Origin of the sequence: Burkholderia ubonensis, assembly GCF_902833085.1 — a bacterium.
In the GTDB taxonomy this organism is placed as follows: Bacteria; Pseudomonadota; Gammaproteobacteria; order Burkholderiales; family Burkholderiaceae; genus Burkholderia; species Burkholderia ubonensis.
Window position 1 is genome coordinate 504,208 of record NZ_CADFEB010000007.1, and the last position, 16,852, is coordinate 521,059.

The 16,852-nt window shown below is 65.1% G+C and carries 13 protein-coding genes; 6 read left to right on the forward strand and 7 right to left on the reverse strand.

Annotated features, from left to right (window positions below; genetic code table 11):
* The first annotated feature begins 23 nt into the window (after positions 1-23).
* From HWX31_RS22150 to sctC, 4 genes are all read left to right on the forward strand, one after another.
* Positions 24-578: a type 4 pilus major pilin gene (locus HWX31_RS22150; protein ID WP_174965865.1), complete on the forward strand. Its 555-nt coding sequence runs from the start codon at positions 24-26 to the stop codon at positions 576-578.
* 36 nt (positions 579-614) lie between these two features.
* A complete protein-coding gene (gene pilM / locus HWX31_RS22155; RefSeq protein WP_174965866.1) occupies positions 615-1,094 on the forward strand; it encodes a type IV pilus biogenesis protein PilM in 480 nt (159 codons plus the stop codon).
* A complete protein-coding gene (pilV, locus tag HWX31_RS22160) occupies positions 1,094-2,782 on the forward strand; it encodes a shufflon system plasmid conjugative transfer pilus tip adhesin PilV (protein WP_174965867.1) in 1,689 nt (562 codons plus the stop codon). Before pilM ends, pilV begins: the two co-directional genes overlap by 1 nt.
* Positions 2,783-2,898: 116 nt before the next feature.
* Complete coding sequence (sctC, locus tag HWX31_RS22165) at positions 2,899-4,710, forward strand: type III secretion system outer membrane ring subunit SctC (protein ID WP_174965868.1); 1,812 nt, start codon at positions 2,899-2,901, stop codon at positions 4,708-4,710.
* Between the two features lie 57 nt (positions 4,711-4,767).
* Here the strand turns inward: sctC and arcC are convergent, their stop codons facing one another.
* The 7 genes from arcC to HWX31_RS22200 form a co-directional block, all read right to left on the reverse strand.
* Complete coding sequence (arcC, locus tag HWX31_RS22170) at positions 4,768-5,706, reverse strand: carbamate kinase (RefSeq protein WP_174965869.1); 939 nt, start codon at positions 5,704-5,706, stop codon at positions 4,768-4,770.
* A 58-nt stretch (positions 5,707-5,764) separates the two neighbouring features.
* A complete protein-coding gene (locus HWX31_RS22175; RefSeq protein ID WP_059609766.1) occupies positions 5,765-6,775 on the reverse strand; it encodes an ornithine carbamoyltransferase in 1,011 nt (336 codons plus the stop codon).
* Positions 6,776-6,839: 64 nt separating this feature from the next.
* Positions 6,840-8,096, reverse strand: coding sequence for an arginine deiminase (gene arcA / locus HWX31_RS22180; RefSeq protein WP_059609765.1), 1,257 nt, complete (start codon positions 8,094-8,096; stop codon positions 6,840-6,842).
* Between the two features lie 17 nt (positions 8,097-8,113).
* Positions 8,114-9,577, reverse strand: a complete 1,464-nt coding sequence (arcD, locus tag HWX31_RS22185; protein WP_059659774.1) for an arginine-ornithine antiporter — start codon at positions 9,575-9,577, stop codon at positions 8,114-8,116.
* Between the two features lie 161 nt (positions 9,578-9,738).
* Positions 9,739-10,071: an RNA-binding protein gene (locus HWX31_RS22190; protein ID WP_174965874.1), complete on the reverse strand. Its 333-nt coding sequence runs from the start codon at positions 10,069-10,071 to the stop codon at positions 9,739-9,741.
* 347 nt (positions 10,072-10,418) lie between these two features.
* The gene (glnA, locus tag HWX31_RS22195; RefSeq protein ID WP_174965870.1) at positions 10,419-11,924 is read right to left on the reverse strand and encodes a type I glutamate--ammonia ligase; all 1,506 of its coding nucleotides are present in this window, start codon (positions 11,922-11,924) and stop codon (positions 10,419-10,421) included.
* Positions 11,925-12,017: 93 nt separating this feature from the next.
* Positions 12,018-12,221, reverse strand: a complete 204-nt coding sequence (locus HWX31_RS22200; RefSeq protein ID WP_059609761.1) for a hypothetical protein — start codon at positions 12,219-12,221, stop codon at positions 12,018-12,020.
* A gap of 750 nt (positions 12,222-12,971) precedes the next feature.
* Here HWX31_RS22200 and HWX31_RS22205 point away from each other — a divergent pair.
* Positions 12,972-14,879 (forward strand): DUF3857 domain-containing transglutaminase family protein, encoded by a 1,908-nt coding sequence (locus HWX31_RS22205; protein ID WP_174965871.1) that lies wholly within the window; start codon positions 12,972-12,974, stop codon positions 14,877-14,879.
* 594 nt (positions 14,880-15,473) lie between these two features.
* A partial coding sequence (locus tag HWX31_RS22210) for a T6SS effector BTH_I2691 family protein (RefSeq protein WP_279613154.1) occupies positions 15,474-16,852 on the forward strand: 1,379 nt, incomplete at its 3' end.

Below are 16,852 nucleotides of genomic sequence, written 5' to 3' on the forward strand. Positions count from 1 at the left end.
TTTTCAATTCAGGAGAAGACCATATGAAACCACTCGCTAATCATCCCGCTTATCGACACCAGCCGGCGTTTTGTCGGCGCTACCGCAAGCAGCGCGGCGCGTCGCTGCTCGAAAGCATCGCGTATCTCGGCGTCGCCGCGATCGTGATCGTCGGCGCAATCGCGCTGCTCGGGTCGGCGTTTTCGAGTGCGAATACGAACCGGCTTGCGGAGGAGCTGAATGCGATTCAGACGGGGACGAAGAAGCTTTATATGGGGCAGGTGAACAACTACGGAAATGGCGTCGATCTCAACGCGAACCTGATCGCGGCGAAGGTGTTTCCGGGCACGCTGCCTGTCAACAATGCAATCGTATCGAACGCATGGGGCGGGAACGTCACGGTGACGGGGCAGGGACAGACCTTCACCGTTCAGTACACGAACATTCCGCGCGACATCTGCATCAACACGTTGACGGCGGGCGGCAACTGGCGGTTGGTTGCGGTCGGTCAGAATGCCGGAATCAACTATCCGGTCACGCCGGCCGCCGCGACGGCGGCCTGCGTGGACAACGCCACGATCATCTGGACGTCGAACTGACGCCACCCGACTCGTTCGCCATCGCCCACGCCGCTCATGTACGCCCTCGCCGCCGTGCTGGCCTTCGCATCGATCGCCGCCGTTTACGCGACGCTGCAAGGCCCGTCCGCCGTTCCCGCGCTGCAACCGTCGCGCAACGCGCAGGCGCTTGCCGAAGACCTCGCCATCTACCGTCAGGCGGCGCTCGACTACGCGCGCACGCATCCGGGCACGCACGGCGCGGTGCCGAACGCGCTGCTTCCGTTTCCGACCTGGTATCCGGGTGCGAATCCAGCATGGCGCAACTATGTCGCGGACGGCACTGTTGTCGCGTATGCGGTGACGATGCCGCCAGTCAACATCGCGGGCGAGATCGCGACGCTTGCCGACGGCTCGCTGCTAGCGGGCGTCGCGTATCGCAACGCGGTCGTGCGCCCCGGCCATGCGAATCCGAACGCGCCGGCGGATGGCGTGCCGTTGCCGGCCGGGCTCAATATTGCGAACGGTCTTCCGGTGTGGATGGGGCAAGCGTACTGATGCATTTCATTTCTTACCGCCGCCGCCGCGCGCGCGGCTTCGCGCTGATCGAAATGCTCGCGGCGCTCGCAATTGCCGCGCTGATGCTCGCAGGCATCGCGATGATGATGGATACATCGCTCGACGATGTGCGCGCACAGCAGGCCGCGCAATACCAGGCGCAGGTGACGGCCGCGGCGACGCGCGCGTTGAAGCGCGATTACGACGCGTGGATACAACGGACCGCCGCGAAGCAGCCGGTCGTGATGACGCTCGCTGAATTGCAGGCGAGTGGTGACCTATCGGGCACGCTGCAGTCGCGCAACGCCTATGGCCAGAACACCTGCGTGATGGTCAAGCAGACCGCGAACGGGCTCGGCCTCGACGCGCTCGTCGTGACGACGGGCGGCGAGGTGATCGGCGACGTGGACCTGGGGCCGATCGCCGCGGGGTCCGGTCCGGGCGGCGGCTCGATCAGCGCACGCTTTCCGACGGAGGCGCGCGGCGCGTACGACGCGTGGCGGATGCCCCTCGCCACGTTCATGGGCGGCGCCGCGACGAAGTGCGATCCGAACGACGCTGCGCCGCCGAACGCGGGCCATCTCGCGAACGAAATCTTCTTCAACGGCCCGGGCCAGCAGGTCAATAACGAATACCTGTACCGCGTCGGCATCGGCGGCCATCCGGAGGTGAACGCGATGCAGGTGCCGATCTGGCTCACGCATACGTTCGAAGATGGCAAATCAGACGCGGCAAACTGCGGAACGGCCGGCAGCTTCGCGAACGGCAAGCTCGGTGCCGACAAGTACGGCAAGTTGCTTAGCTGCAAGGACGGCGTGTGGCGTGGCGCGGGCGGTCACTGGAAAGACCCCGTCAAAACGGCCGACTATCTGCCCACCGATGCATCGAACGAGGAAGGCGACGTGCGCCTCACGCTCGACAAGTTCCGCGCGTATGCATGGACGGGCCTGGGCTGGCAGGCACTCGCCGTCGACAAAGACGGCAACATGATCGTGCCGGGGATCGTCGCCGCGAATCAGCTCGAGATCACGGGGAGCGTCGTCGTCAACACGCCATGCGCGCCCGATCCGCAGCGGCCGGACGCGGGGCTCGTGTCGATGAGCCAGGACGGACAAGTACTGTCATGCCAGAACGGCAAATGGCTCCCGCAGTCGAGGATCACGATCGGCAGCACCGACATCGATTGCCAGATTCTGATGGCGACGCCCGGCGCGAAGGACTTCCCGCAATGCTCGTTCACCTACACCGGCGGCTATCCGAACGGATCGTTCATCACCTACGAATCGGACGGCACGTACACGTACACGATCGACCGGCAGGTGAAGCTCGACAACAACGGGCTGATTGCGGTGAGTGCGTACATGCACATGGCCTATTCGACGTGTGACCAGAAGGGACGGGAAGGACAGATGCGTCTCGTCGTCGAGGTCATCGACGTCAGGAGCGGCAAGGCGATCGCTCACAACGAGGCACAGTCGTCGAAGCTTAGGGAAGACGCCGCGACGATCAACGTCACGCTGAACGTGGCCGCCGAGCCGCGCAGCGGCTACACGGTCAGGCTGTCGAGCAAATGGGCGACGTACGACAGCTACGCGAAGACGCCGTGGACGTCCACTTATTGCAGCAACGGCCAGACCTTCCTCCAGACGCCGCTCGCCACCGGCTGGACCATCAATTCGTTCTATTGAACGGACCTTCGCCGCGCGCGGCCGTCGCCGCGCGCGGCTGCGGTTTACTGCACGGGTCTCCCATCTGCGGCGCGCACGTCCGACCGACCTGCCGCGCGCCCCCACCGGACGGACCCATGAAGGCCAAGATCCCCGTTTTGCTGTCCATGCTGTGCTCGCTTGCCAGCCTTTCCGTCGACGCCGCGCCGATCCGCTGGCGCAGCACCGAAATCCAGTACGCGGCGGAAGGCAAGGACGTGAAGGACGTGCTGCGCGACCTCGCCGCGAGCCAGAACATCGCGGCGAACGTCGCGCCCGGCGTGGGCGGCGCCGTCAGCGGCAAGATGAAGATGTCGCCGCAGCGCTTCCTCGACACGCTCGCCGCATCGTTCGGCTTCGTCTGGTACTACGACGGCACCGTGCTGTACGTGACGCCCGCGAGCGACATGAAGAGCACCCTCGTCAAGCTCGATCGCGCGAACACGGGCGACCTGCGCGACCTGCTCGAACAGATGAAGATCGCCGACCCGCGCTACCCGGTCACCTACAACGCGCAGCAGCGCACCGCGCTCGTCGCGGGGCCGCCGCGCTACGTGGAGCTCGTGACGAGCGTCGCCGCGCGGCTCGACGAGAATTCCGCGCGCACGGGCGGCACGCAGATCCGCGTGTTCTCGCTGAAGCACGCATGGGCCGCCGATCGCGACGTGAACGTCGACGGCACGACCGTGACGATGCCGGGCGTCGCGTCGCTGCTGAACCGGATGTATCACCCGGGCGACGGCAAGCGCGCGTCGCAGACGACGGTCGGCAAGCCGATCAGCCGCGCCGCGCCGATGACGGACCTCGGCGGCGGGCGCAGCGGCACGCCGCCGTTGCCGCCGCTGCCGCCGTACATGCAGGGCGCGCAGTCGGGCGAAGCCGCGGGCATGCAGGGCGGCGGCCAAGGGGGCGAGCCGCGTCCGAGCGGCATGCTCGCCGCGGCGATCGCGAACTCGGGCGCGGCGCGCTCCCAGGGCGGCGGCGTGCTCGATCCGCTCGGCGGCGCGAGCGGCGTGCCGGTGGGCGCGGGCGATTCGACCGACCTGCCGGTGATCCAGGCCGATCCGCGCACGAACTCGATTCTCGTGCGCGACGTGCCCGAGCACATGGCGCAGTACCCGGACCTGATCGCGCTGCTCGACGTGAAGCCGCGCCTGATCGAGATCGAGGCGCGCATGATCGAGATCGACGAAGGCGCGCTCAGGCAGCTCGGCATCGACTGGCGCGCGCACAACAGCCATTTCGACCTGCAGACGGGCACGGGGCTCACGTCGCAGAATTCGTATGCGAACGGCGCGCTGAATCCGACCTTCGGCTCGATCTCGCTGTCCGGCAACGACTCGGTCAGCGTGCCGGCGAGCCCGCTCGGCCTGTCGCTGACGGCCGTGCTCGGCGACGCGGGCCGCTATCTGCTCGCGCGGATCAACGCGCTCGAATCGTCGAACCAGGCGCGCACCGACGCGAGCCCGAAAGTCACGACGCTCGACAACGTCGAGGCGGTGATGGACAACAAGAGGCAGTTTTTCGTGCGCGTCGCGGGCTACACGTCGGCCGACCTGTACAGCATCTCGACGGGCGTGTCGCTGCGGGTGCTGCCGATGGTCGTGGAGGAGGGCGGGCGCACGCAGATCAAGCTCGACGTGCGGATCGTCGACGGCGAGCTGTCGCGGCAGACGGTCGACAACATTCCGGTGATCGTGTCGACCGAAATCAACACGCAGGCATTCATCGAGCAGGGGCAGGCGCTGCTGATCGCGGGCTACAAGATGGATGCGCGCTCGAGCACGCAATCGGGCGTGCCGGTGCTGTCGAAGCTGCCGCTCATCGGCGGGCTGTTCCGCTCGACCGACAAGGAGGACAGCCACAGCGAGCGGCTCTTTCTGGTGACGCCGAGGGTGATCGAGCCTTGAGCGGATGTCGATCGGCCGGCGCATGCCGCCGCCGGCCGGGTGTTCGTCAAGCCGCCGTCATTGCGGCTTGCGATAGCGGATTCCGTCGATCTTCGTGCTGATGCGCGTGCCGGCACGGCCTTCGGCGATCGCGACGATGTCCGCGAGCGAGCCGATCACGGCGTCCCGCCCGGTCTCGCGCGCGAACTCGATCGCCGCCTGGACCTTCGGCCCCATCGAGCCGGCGGCGAAGCCGAGCCGCTCGAGCGCATCCGGATGCGCGGCCTCGATCAGCGCCTGCGTCTGCTTGCCCCAGTCGATGTATGCGCCGTCGACGTCGGTCGCGATCACGAGCAGGTCCGCGTGCAGTTCGCGCCCGAGCAGCGCCGCGCACAGATCCTTGTCGATCACCGCCTCGACGCCCGCGAGCTTGCCGTTCGCGTCGTAGCGCGTCGGAATGCCGCCGCCGCCCGCGCAGATCACGATCGAGCCTTTCTCGAGCAGCCACTTGATCGGCCGGATCTCGAAGATGCGCCGCGGCCGCGGGCTCGGCACCACGCGGCGGAACTTGTCGCCGTCCGGTGCGATGCTCCAGCCCTTCTCGTGCGCGAGCCGTTCGGCCTCTTCGCGCACGTAGACGGGGCCGATCGGCTTGGTCGGATGGTCGAACGCCGGATCGGCCGGATCGACCTCGACCTGCGTGAGCAGCGTCGCGAACGGTACGTCGGACGGCAGCAGGTTGCCCATTTCCTGTTCGATCAGGTAGCCGATCATTCCTTCCGTCTGCGCGCCGAGCACGTCGAGCGGGTAGGGGGCGACCGCGGTGTAGGCCGCGCCCTGCAGCGCGAGCAGGCCGACCTGCGGCCCGTTGCCGTGCGCGATCACGAGCTCGTTGCCGGGCGCGATCTGCGCGATCTGCGCGACCGCGATCTTCACGTTCTCGCGCTGCTGGGTCTCGGTCATCGGCTGATTGCGCTGCAGGAGCGCATTGCCGCCCAATGCGATGACGATACGCATCGTGTTTCTCCTTGTAGGTGCGCCCGGCGCGCCGTGGCACGCCGGACGCGTGGACGCGTCAGATGTCGCCGAGCGTCGACACGAGGACCGCCTTGATCGTGTGCATGCGGTTTTCCGCCTGCTCGAACGCGATGCAGCGCGGGGATTCGAACACCTCGTCGGTGACTTCGATGCCGTCCTTCAGATGCGGATAGCGCTCGGCGATCTGCTTGCCGACCTTCGTCTCGCAGTTGTGGAACGCGGGCAGGCAGTGCATGAAGCGCGTGCGCGGATTGCCGGTCGATTCGATCAGCTTGCGGTTCACCTGGTACGGCAGCAGCGCCTTGATCCGCTCGTCCCACGCCTCGACCGGCTCGCCCATCGACACCCACACGTCGGTGTGGATGAAGTCGACGCCCTTGACCGCTTCGAGCGGGTCCTCGGTCAGCGTGATCCGCGCGCCGCTTTCGGCCGCGAACGCCTCGCACTGCGCGACGAGCTCGGCGGACGGCCACAGCGACTTCGGCGCGCCGATCCGCACGTCCATCCCGAGCTTCGCGCCGATCAGGAGCAGCGAGTTGCCCATGTTGTTGCGCGCGTCGCCGAGATACGCGTAGCTGATGTCGTGCAGCGGCTTGTCGCTGTGCTCGCGCATCGTCAGCACGTCGGCGAGCATCTGCGTCGGGTGGTATTCGTCGGTGAGGCCGTTGAACACGGGCACGCCCGCATGCTGCGCGAGCTCCTCGACGATCTCCTGGCTGAAGCCGCGGTACTCGATCGCGTCGTACATCCGGCCGAGCACGCGCGCGGTGTCCTTCATGCTTTCCTTGTGGCCGATCTGCGACGACGTCGGGTCGATGTACGTGACGTTCGCGCCCTGGTCGTACGCGGCGACCTCGAACGCGCAGCGCGTGCGGGTCGACGTCTTTTCGAAAATGAGCGCGATGTTCTTGCGCACGAGGTGCGGCTGCTCGGTGCCGCTGTACTTCGCGCGCTTCAGGTCGCGTGCGAGATCGATCAGGTAGCGCAGCTCGCGCGTGTTGTGGTGCATCAGGCTCAGCAGATTGCGATTGTGCAGGTTGAAGCTCATCTGGTTTCTCCGCAGGTTGTCGGGGTGGGCGCGGCGCCGGGGCGCCGCGATGCTCGCGTCAGAGTCAGTAGTCGATCGGATCGCGCAGGACCGGGCAGGTCATGCAGTGGCCGCCGCCGCGGCCGCGGCCGAGTTCGCTCGAGCTGATCGTGATCACTTCGATGCCGGCCTTGCGCAGCAGCGTGTTCGTGTACGTGTTGCGGTCGTAGCCGATCACGACGCCCGGCTCGACGCACACCATGTTGTTGCCGTCGTCCCATTGCTCGCGCTCGGCCGCGAAATCGTTGCCGCCGGTCTCGACGGTGCGCAGCGCGTTGAGTCCGAGCGCCTGCGCGACGACGTCGACGAACGGCTGGTCCTCGCGCACGATGTCGATGCCGCCGTGCGCATCGTCGCCGGGGCGCAGCGTGAACGGCACGATCCGGTTCACGACTTCCGGGAAAATCGTCACGAGATCGCGGTCGCAGAAGCTGAACACGGTATCGAGGTGCATCGCCGCGCGCGAGGCCGGCATGCCGGCCACGATCACGCGCTCGGCCGCGCCCTTCGCGAACAGCGATTGCGCGAGCTGGCCGATGGCCTGGTGCGACGTGCGCTCGCCCATCCCGACGAGCACGACGCCGCGGCCGATCGGCATCACGTCGCCGCCTTCGAGCGTCGCCATCCCGTGATCCCGGTCGGGGTCGCCGTACCAGATGTCGAACTGCGCGTCGGCGAACGCCGGATGGAACTTGTAGATCGCGGTGACGAGCAGCGTTTCCTGCCGGCGCGCGGGCCAGTGCATCGGGTTCAGCGTGACGCCGCCGTAGATCCAGCACGACGTGTCGCGCGTGAACATCATGTTCGGCAGCGGCGGCAGCACGAACGACGACTTGCCGAGATAGTCGCGGAACAGCGTGAGCACCTTCGAGCGCTCGGCGCCCGGGATGTCGCTCGCCGCGACGCCGCCGATCAGGAATTCGGCGAGCGTGCGCGGCTCGAGGCTTTCGAGCCATGCGCGCACCTCGGCGACGAGGCCCATGCCGACGGTGTCCGGCGTGAGCTTGCGATCGAGGATCCACTTCAGCGCGGCCGGGTTCTTGACGGTCTCGGTCAGCAGGTTGTGCATCTCCAGCACTTCGACGCCGCGCTCGCGCATCTTCGACACGAAGTCGAAGTGGTCGCGCTTGGCCTGGTTCACCCACATCACGTCGTCGAACAGCAGGTCGTCGCAGTTGCTCGGCGTGAGGCGCTGATGCGCGAGACCGGGCGAGCAGACGAGCACCTTGCGCAGCTTGCCGGCTTCGGAATGGACACCGACTTGAGGAATGGCGTTGTTCATATTGGTTACCTTATCGATCAAAGGGTGAGGAGCCCGCTATGGAGCGCGTAGGCCGCGGCGAGGGCGGCGGCGGCCACCGCCGCGAAGATCAGCTTTTCGGTGGCGGTGAAGACCGGCTTGCCGAGCTCGCGCTTCGCCTTCGCGAAGAACAGCGCGCCCGGCGCGTAGAGGAGTGCGGACAGCAGCAGGTATTTGACGCCGCCCGCGTACAGCAGCCACACCGCGTAGATCACGGCGAGCGCGGCGACGAAGCCGTCGTTGCGGCGCTGGCGCGGGTCGTTTTCATAGGTCTCGCCGCGCACGGCGAGCAGCAGTGCGTAAGCGGCCGACCAGAAGTACGGAATCAGGATCATCGACGTCGCGAGGTAGATCAGCGACAGATAGGTGCCTTGCGAGAACAGCGTGATCAGCAGGAACACCTGGACCATCGCGTTGGTGATCCAGAGCGCGTTCGCCGGCACGTGGTTCGCGTTCTCCTTGCGCAGGAACGCGGGCATCGTGTGATCCTTCGCGGCCGAGAACAGGATTTCCGCGCAGAGCAGCACCCAGGACAGCAGCGCGCCGGCGAGCGACACCACGAGCCCGACGCTGATGAGGATTGCGCCCCAGTGGCCGACGACGTGTTCGAGCACGGCCGCCATCGACGGGTTCTGCAGCTTCGCGAGCTGCGGCTGCGTCATGATGCCGAGCGACAGCACGTTGACGAGCACCAGCACGAGCAGCACGCCGACGAAGCCGATCACGGTCGCGCGGCCGACGTCGCTGCGCTTTTCCGCGCGCGCCGAGAAGATGCTCGCGCCTTCGATGCCGATGAACACCCAGACGGTGACGAGCATCATGCTGCGCACCTGGGTCATCACCGAGCCGAGCGACGGATGCGCGCGGCCCCAGATGTCGGTGCGGAACACGTCGAGCTTGAACGCGAACAGGCAGATCAGGATGAACAGCGCGAGCGGGACGATCTTCGCGACGGTCGTGACGAGGTTGATGAACGCCGCTTCCTTGATCCCGCGCAGCACGAGGAAGTGAACGGCCCACAGCAGCACCGATGCGCCCGCGATCGCGGCGGGCGTGTTGCCTTCGCCGAACACCGGGAAGAAGTAGCCGAGCGTCGAGAACAGCAGTACGAAGTAGCCGACGTTGCCGATCCACGCGCTGAGCCAGTAGCCCCACGCCGACGAGAAGCCCATGTAATCGCCGAAGCCGGCCTGCGCGTATGCATAGACGCCGCCGTCGAGCTGCGGCTTGCGGTTCGCGAGCGTCTGGAACACGAACGCGAGCGTGAGCATGCCGATCGCGGTGATTGCCCAGCCGATCAGGATCGCGCCGGCCTCCGCGTTGGCGGCCATGTTCTGCGGCAGCGAAAAGATGCCGCCGCCGATCATCGAACCGACCACGAGCGCGGTCAGCGCGCCGAGTCGTAGTTTGTGCGCGGCGGCGGGTTTCGCCGCGACGTCTTCGTTTTGAGTAATTTCAGCCATGATGTTTCCTCTCGATCGCGTTCGCGCAGGATCGCGGCGTGCGCGCGGCCATCGCGCTGCCGCCGGATGGCGGGGCGCGGTGTGACGTTGTGCCGCTTGCATGCGCGGTCCGGCGGAACGCGCGTGGTTGGAAAGTCGAAGAAGCGTGCCCGTTTCGGGCGTTATCGGCGGAGCGTCGTCATCGGTGCGTTCCCCGCGGGTTGCGTCCGGGCTTCGCGTTGACGCCGCGCCTCGGCGGCATCGCTGCGGTCCCAGAACGAAAAGAGCCAGACGGCCAGCCGGCGCCGCTTCCAGTACATGCCGTGCAGGCGGCGGCGGATTTCCGCGAGTACGCTCCAGTTCGCGCCGTCGATGTCGATCAGCGCGCCGGGCCGCGGGCCCGATTGGCCGATGAATTGAATGTCCGTGAACCGCTTGCCGGTGTACTTGAATAGAAAATCCTGAAGCTCTTCTCTCGTCACTTCAGGCTGGAGATTTTCGACAAAGATTCTCATCGCACTTCCTGCCTTGTTGTTCAATTCCGTTCTCGACCGCTCGTGACGATCGAATTTGCACACGCTCAGGAACCGAGCCGTTTTCCCGATTCCCGCGTGCGAAACGAGCCGATCAAACCCACACCGAATCCGTCGAATTTCGTGTTTGAATTTGTGCATTCGTTGATTCAATTCTTCCCGATGGCGTAGCAATTTGAAACAATTTAAACGGCACTTTCTGTCGTGGATCAAAGAACGCGGGAAGGTGGACGGGGGGGCAGGCAGGGGGGTAATGCGATGGAAATGGCCGTGTTGAAAGGGGGGGAGCCCGGCGGGATCGACGGCATCGATCCCGCCGCTTCGTTGCTTCAGATGTCGAAATACAGATAGAACTCCCACGGATGCGGACGCAGCCGGACCGGGTCGATCTCGTGCGTGCGCTTGTAATCGATCCAGGTCCGGATCACGTCGTCGCTGAACACGTCGCCCTTGCGCAGGAACGCGTGGTCGGCTTCGAGCGCCCGCAGCGCGGCATCGAGCGAATCCGGCACTTGCCGGATGTTGCGCGCTTCTTCCGGCGGCAGATCGTAGATGTTCCGGTCGAGCGGGTCGCCGGGATCGATCCGGTTCTCGATGCCGTCGAGCCCGGCCATCAGCATCGCCGCGAACGCGAGGTACGCATTGGCGGACGGGTCAGGGCAGCGGAACTCGACGCGCCGCGCGTTCGGCGAATCGGAGTACATCGGGATGCGCGCGGCGGCCGAGCGGTTGCGCTGCGACATCGCGAGGTTCACCGGCGCCTCGTAGCCGGGCACCAGCCGCTTGTACGAATTCGTCGTGGGTGCGCAGAACGCCATCAGCGCGGGCGCGTGCTGCAGCAGGCCGCCGATGTACCAGCGGCACAGGTCCGACGTGAGCGCCCACCCGGCCGCGTCGTAGAACAGGTTGCGCTCTTCGTCCCACAGGCTCTGGTGGCAGTGCATGCCGCTTGCGTTGTCGGCGTAGAGCGGCTTCGGCATGAAGGTGGCGACCTTGCCGTGCCGGCGCGCGACGTTCTTGCAGATGTACTTGTAGATCATCACGTTGTCGGCCATCCGCGTGAGCGGGGCGAAGCGCAGGTCGATCTCGTTCTGTCCGGCGGTCGCCACTTCGTGGTGGTGCACCTCGACCTGCACGCCGGCCTGCTGCAGCGTCAGCGCGATCTCGGAACGGATCTCCTGCAGCGTGTCCTGCGGCGGCACCGGAAAATACCCTTCCTTGTAGCGCGCCTTGTAGCCGAGATTGCCACCGCCGTACGCGCCTTCGTCGCGGCCGGTGGTCCAGTCGCCTTCGGCCGATTCGACGTAGTAATAGCCGCTGTGCTGATCCTGCCCGAAGCGGATCGAGTCGAAGATGAAGAATTCGAGTTCGGGCCCGAAATAGCAGGTCGTCGCGATGCCGGTTTGCGCCAGATACGCCTCGGCCTTCTTCGCGACATGGCGCGGATCGCGCGAGTACGGCTGCCGCAGCACGGGATCGACGACGTCGCAGATCAGCGACAGCGTCGGCGTGCCGCACACCGGATCGACGAACGCGGTGGCGGGGTCCGGCCTCAGCAGCATGTCCGACTCGTGGATCTCCTGGAAGCCGCGAATCGACGAGCCGTCGAAACCGATGCCGGCTTCGAACAGGCCTTCGTGAACTTCGGGGAGCGTAATCGAGAAGTGCTGCCAGAGTCCCGGCAGATCGGTGAATTTCAGGTCGACGATCTGGATCTCGTGCTTGTGCACCAGATCGATCACATCGCTCACGCTTTCGGGGCGGGCGACGCGAAAGCTGCCTGCATCGACGGATACCGAGGAAGAAGCCCCGGGGCTGGCTTGCGTATCGGGCATGGACGTTCTCCTCTTCCGGCCCTTCGCCTGTATTCCTGACTTGGTCTGCCCGCGTGCGAAACACCGCGCGGGTCCACACACGCAAGTGCGCGCTTACCGGTCCTCCCGCATCCCGGCCAGGCGGGCTTCGCCGGCGTCCCGCGCGGCGGCGGCCGTGCCGAACGTTTCGTCCGACACGAGTGCGCGCTTCAGGTGCTGCGCGTCGAAATCGACGAGCGCGATGACCCAGACGAACGCGCCCGCATGCTCCGCGGTCTGCACGAAGGCACGGACATTGCTGCTGGTTTCCGCATTCATGGCGATCTCCTGAAAAAGGGGGCACTTCGATCGGCCGTCACGCGAGGCCGGTGGGTATGACACATTGATTGTAGGCAATGGCAACCGGCGAATCGGGTCGGGTTTTTGCGGCGCAGCGCGGCGTCAGCAACATCTCGTCGCAGAGGCTCGCCCTGATGCTCGGGCATTCAGGGCACGGCACCGGGCAAGATCGCCGAGTCGAACCAGTTGACGGTCTATTTAATATGTTATGCAAATGAATGATCGGAGATTGGACGGAATGCGAACGGTCGTATTTGACCTTGGAAGTACATTTTGATACGATCGTCGTGTTTTAAAATTTCATCCTGTTCGATCAAGCGAATACCCATAGCAGTTCTACGGAATCAATACGCCGCTTGCCCGCTTCGTTGAAGGCGGGCGAGCGCGATTCAACGTGATTGCATCTGTCTGCATGCAATCGCCATCGGTACAGCGACACTCGCCACGAAGCCCGCAGACCTCGTCATGCGGCGCGCCCCTCTTTAGCCATGTCGTCAGCGTCCGTCTCGACGCGCATCCGTCCGATGCGCCGAAGACTTCGGACGTTTCGCCCGGGCGCGCTTTTTCGCGCCTGATATGCCATTCCTGAATCGATTCGTTCGCCGCCTCGATGCGAGCGGCGACGACATTCATGCAATCGGAAACGCCACGCCCATGTGAAATCAGCAGGTCCGTTCGAAAGGAAAACAGCGTTTCAACCAGTCACGATCATTTTGAGGAATCCAACCGATGACCTTCCGAACCCGATCGAAACACGTGCGTAGCGGCGTCAGGGCGGGTGTTACCGCGCTGCTGTGCATCGCGTCCGCCGGATCGAACGCCGCGCTGCAGCCGAGCGACGAAGCGCCGGTGGCGCGGCGCACCGACATGACCTGCCGGTTCAACCGGGATGCGAGCAAGGACTGCACGACGCACGAGAAGCTGACGATCCTGCGCCCGGCCGGGCGCGCGCAGCTGTCCCGGCTCGACTTCGACTTCCTGGACAACGATCGTCTCGAGATCCGCGATGCCGCGGTGATCCAGCCGGACGGCCGGCGCGTTCCGCTGTCGTCGAAGCAGATCGACACGCGCACCGCGCCTAACCCGGAGGCCGGCTTCCACCGCAAGCGCCAGACATCGGTCGCGTTTCCCGGCTTGCGGGTCGGCAGCACCATCACGTACACGCTCGTCGAGCACGTCGCCGCTACGCCGCATGCGACGGAATTCCACGAGCGCGCGGTGTTCGGGCCGATGCCCGTCCGGCTCGACGCGTACCGCGCCGCGTTTTCCGCCGACCGGCCGATCGCGTGGCGCGGCGAGCAGCTCGACGGATTCGACGTCGAGACGTCCGGGCAGGACCATCGTCTCGTCGTCACGCTGAAGGCGCCGCGCTATGTCAACCTGATCAACGAGGACGGCACGATGGCGCGCCGGGTGCCGCGCATCGAGCTGACCAGCAGTCTCGACCGGCAGGCGCACTTCGGCCCGTTCGCGGCCCGCTACAACGCGATTCTCGCCGCGCCGCTGCCCGCCGGCGCGGCGGGCGCCGTCGCGGCGGGCGCCGTCGCGGCGGCGCGCGGCAAGCCCGAGGCCGAGCGCGTCGCCGCGCTGATGAAGCACATCAGCGCGCACTATCGCTACATGGGCGATTGGCGCATGAGCGAGCGCGGCCTCGTGCCGTTCGATCTCGCGCAGATCGAGGCGAACGGCTACGGCGACTGCAAGGATCTCGCGGTGCTGCTGGCGGCCATGCTCAATGCGAGCGGCATCGACGCGCGGCCCGCGTTCGTGTTCCGCGGCGTCGACGCGGGCCCGCTGCTGGTGCCCGGGCTCGCCGCGCCGAATCATGCAATCGTGCGCGCGGTGGTCAACGGCGAGACCTGGTGGCTCGACCCGACCAACAACGTCTATCTGCCGGGCGTCATCCCGCCCGACCTGCAGGAGCGATGGGCGCTGGTCGTCGAGCGCGACGGCGCGGTCGACGAGGACCGCATCGCTGCGCAGGCGCCGCGGGTGATCTTTGACGGCACGTACCATGCGAGCGTGCGCGACGACGGCAGCGCGCGCGTCGACCTGCGCGTCGACAAGGACGGGAACCTGCTGTGGGCGCTGATGGACGGCGACTATGCGCAGGGCGCGACGGCCGTCGATCAGCATCTGTGCAACGCATGGTTCAAGGAGCCGGTCGAATGCCGGATCGACCGGCCGGACACGAGCGCCGCCGGGTTCGGCCGCTACCGGATCAGCGCGCACGGCGTGGACCGGCGCGCGCTCGACCGGACGTCGAGCGGCTACGTGTACAACGGCGGCGCCGGGTGGCGTGACAAGTGGGAGCGGCTGGTCAACTACCGGCGCAACGGCGACGTCGGCGACCTGTATCTGGGCGACAAGGAGGAAGGCCGGTCCGAGGTGCGGCTCGACGGCGTGCGCGCGGAGCAGCCGCTTGCAGCCTGCAGCGTGCGTTCGCCGTGGTTCGATCTCGACGTGACGCCCGAGCCGGATGCGCAAGGCATCGCGTATCGCCAGCGTCTCGTGCAAAAGCAGCGCTGGCTGACCCACGACGAACTGACGAGCGACGCGTTCGGCCGCTTCCTCGACGACGCGCAGCGTTGCACGAACGCGTTGCGGCAGACGGTGTCGGTTGCGTCACCGGTTTAGCGCGCTCTTGAAAGGGAATGGTGCAAGTGGTCCCGTAGGTGGTGCGATAGGGATGGCATCGATTTTCTAGCCCATCGCTCAGCCCATCAGCAAACGCTGGATGCGATTGGATCGGCTTGAGATCTGGTTTGCCGGCCTCCGTTGCCGCCACTTCTGGCGGAACAAGCCCCGCAAGTTCTCGGACTTGCGGGGCTTTTCTTTGTCCGGCTTGCTGCATGAGCGAAGTGCGTCGATGCGGAAGTGCAGCCGTGAATCGGCCGTCGCTGGACGTATTCAGGATAGCGATATGTATCTCAAAAAACAGGAGCGCGCATCAGTTTGCACTATCCGACGTCGCAGTGATGTCAGGTATTTTTTGAGATGACTATTGGAGATACCATTCGGTCGATCATCGGAATAGCGGTATGGGCTGCTCGTATCGCTGAATGTGCTGCTCGGAACTCCGAAAGTAATGGACTGACATCCGCATCAGCTTGATGTTGGGCCAATTTTTTCAAGATCCTAATCGATACCATAACCGCAACCATGGCGACTACAGCTCGACCGGCATCCTCCCCTACCCAACCTCGCTGTCCGATTTGCGACAAGATCGGCTTGCCGATTCTGCCGGTTCGTTATGCGGTAGCGCGAACCGACATGGGTCATGCTCCCGCTTTGCCAAAGGGGTTCGGAGCAGGCGTCGTCGATATCGAGTTGCCGGCCGATTCGGCTCGCTATACGTTGCGCACGTTGCGTGCCGGATATCTATACGTTTTCGACGAGCAGCTCAATCATTGGAGCGGATATGTCGTCAACGAGCAGAGCTATCTATGGGAATTCAACATCCGGGAAGCGCCTCCCAAGGTGGATGTGCTCAACTTCAATGCCGCATGCAGAGCCAAGAACGATCCATATCTTGCCCGCTGCTTTACGGTAGCGGATGCGCGGTACGCGACAAAGGTATGGATCGCCTTTAGCACGGCACCCTGGACTGCGCAGGTACTCAAAGATCACGGGTCGCGGGCGCATCGAGAGGCGCATATGCAATGTATCGACGTTGCAGCCTGGATCCAGGGGACGAGCCTGCAACACATGGGCTCATTCGACACACTGCCACATATCGCTGAATTCGCCGCGGACGCTGCAACGTTACGGAATGAAACACGCGCGTATCTGCAACGCTTCTTGCCCGCGCCGTACAAGCGACCGGAGACGTTGCTGAAGGGCGATGGCTCCGTCAGGAGCGATGACAAGAGCAAACAGGCGCTTGACCTGATCTCGCCGCTATTTCAGGAGATACTCAAAGGCGCGGTAGCACTTCCGAAACCGGATGATCTCAACGCAAAGCTGATGACGGCGGCTTGGGCGTTTTCACCCCAGCCGTTGCGCTTTGCCAAGCCGGAAGCCGGGCCGATGAGCGCCTGGGCCAAGCGTATGGCGCAGCCATACCGTCCCGCAGTCGTCGGAGTGGTCGACCCGGTGGGGATCGCGATGGAGCTGAACGGTCTCGCCATCCAGCGGGCACTGGAATATACCGAGCAGGCGGACCTCAAATGGGAATTTGAAACGGTCGGCGCAATCAATGCCATTCGCAAAGCCGTCATCAATGGCGCGATGGTCGAGCGAAGCGAATATCAGCAGAATGCCGCGGCGGTCTTGCGGCCATTCGTGCCGGGTGCGTTGATTCGGCATTCCGGCAATATCGCTGCGATGAGCCGGAACATCGAACAGGCGGGCATGCTGACGCCCGAGCAAATACTGAAGCTGGAAACCGAAACCTGGCCCAAGTATGTCAGCTATCTGAATCCGAAGAATTATCAGGATGCGCAAACCCGATTCACGGACGGCCTGAACACGCTTGACAACAACACGATCGGGCCGCTCGATCAAGCCTATGTCGCGTGGCTCGAAAGCCGCTTCTTCATCGACCACTTCACGCACAACTTCGATCCGAACGATATCCGCAACGGCGTGATTTATCAGCAGGTGGTTCA

What these genes read in the sequence shown, in the direction of transcription:
- HWX31_RS22150 (WP_174965865.1), top strand. Translation starts at nt 24, where the DNA reads ATGAAACCACTCGCTAATCATCCCGCTTATCGACACCAGCCGGCGTTT.
- pilM (WP_174965866.1), top strand. Translation starts at nt 615, where the DNA reads ATGTACGCCCTCGCCGCCGTGCTGGCCTTCGCATCGATCGCCGCCGTT.
- pilV (WP_174965867.1), top strand. Translation starts at nt 1,094, where the DNA reads ATGCATTTCATTTCTTACCGCCGCCGCCGCGCGCGCGGCTTCGCGCTG.
- sctC (WP_174965868.1), top strand. Translation starts at nt 2,899, where the DNA reads ATGAAGGCCAAGATCCCCGTTTTGCTGTCCATGCTGTGCTCGCTTGCC.
- arcC (WP_174965869.1), bottom strand. Translation starts at nt 5,706, where the DNA reads ATGCGTATCGTCATCGCATTGGGCGGCAATGCGCTCCTGCAGCGCAAT.
- HWX31_RS22175 (WP_059609766.1), bottom strand. Translation starts at nt 6,775, where the DNA reads ATGAGCTTCAACCTGCACAATCGCAATCTGCTGAGCCTGATGCACCAC.
- arcA (WP_059609765.1), bottom strand. Translation starts at nt 8,096, where the DNA reads ATGAACAACGCCATTCCTCAAGTCGGTGTCCATTCCGAAGCCGGCAAG.
- arcD (WP_059659774.1), bottom strand. Translation starts at nt 9,577, where the DNA reads ATGGCTGAAATTACTCAAAACGAAGACGTCGCGGCGAAACCCGCCGCC.
- HWX31_RS22190 (WP_174965874.1), bottom strand. Translation starts at nt 10,071, where the DNA reads ATGAGAATCTTTGTCGAAAATCTCCAGCCTGAAGTGACGAGAGAAGAG.
- glnA (WP_174965870.1), bottom strand. Translation starts at nt 11,924, where the DNA reads ATGCCCGATACGCAAGCCAGCCCCGGGGCTTCTTCCTCGGTATCCGTC.
- HWX31_RS22200 (WP_059609761.1), bottom strand. Translation starts at nt 12,221, where the DNA reads ATGAATGCGGAAACCAGCAGCAATGTCCGTGCCTTCGTGCAGACCGCG.
- HWX31_RS22205 (WP_174965871.1), top strand. Translation starts at nt 12,972, where the DNA reads ATGACCTTCCGAACCCGATCGAAACACGTGCGTAGCGGCGTCAGGGCG.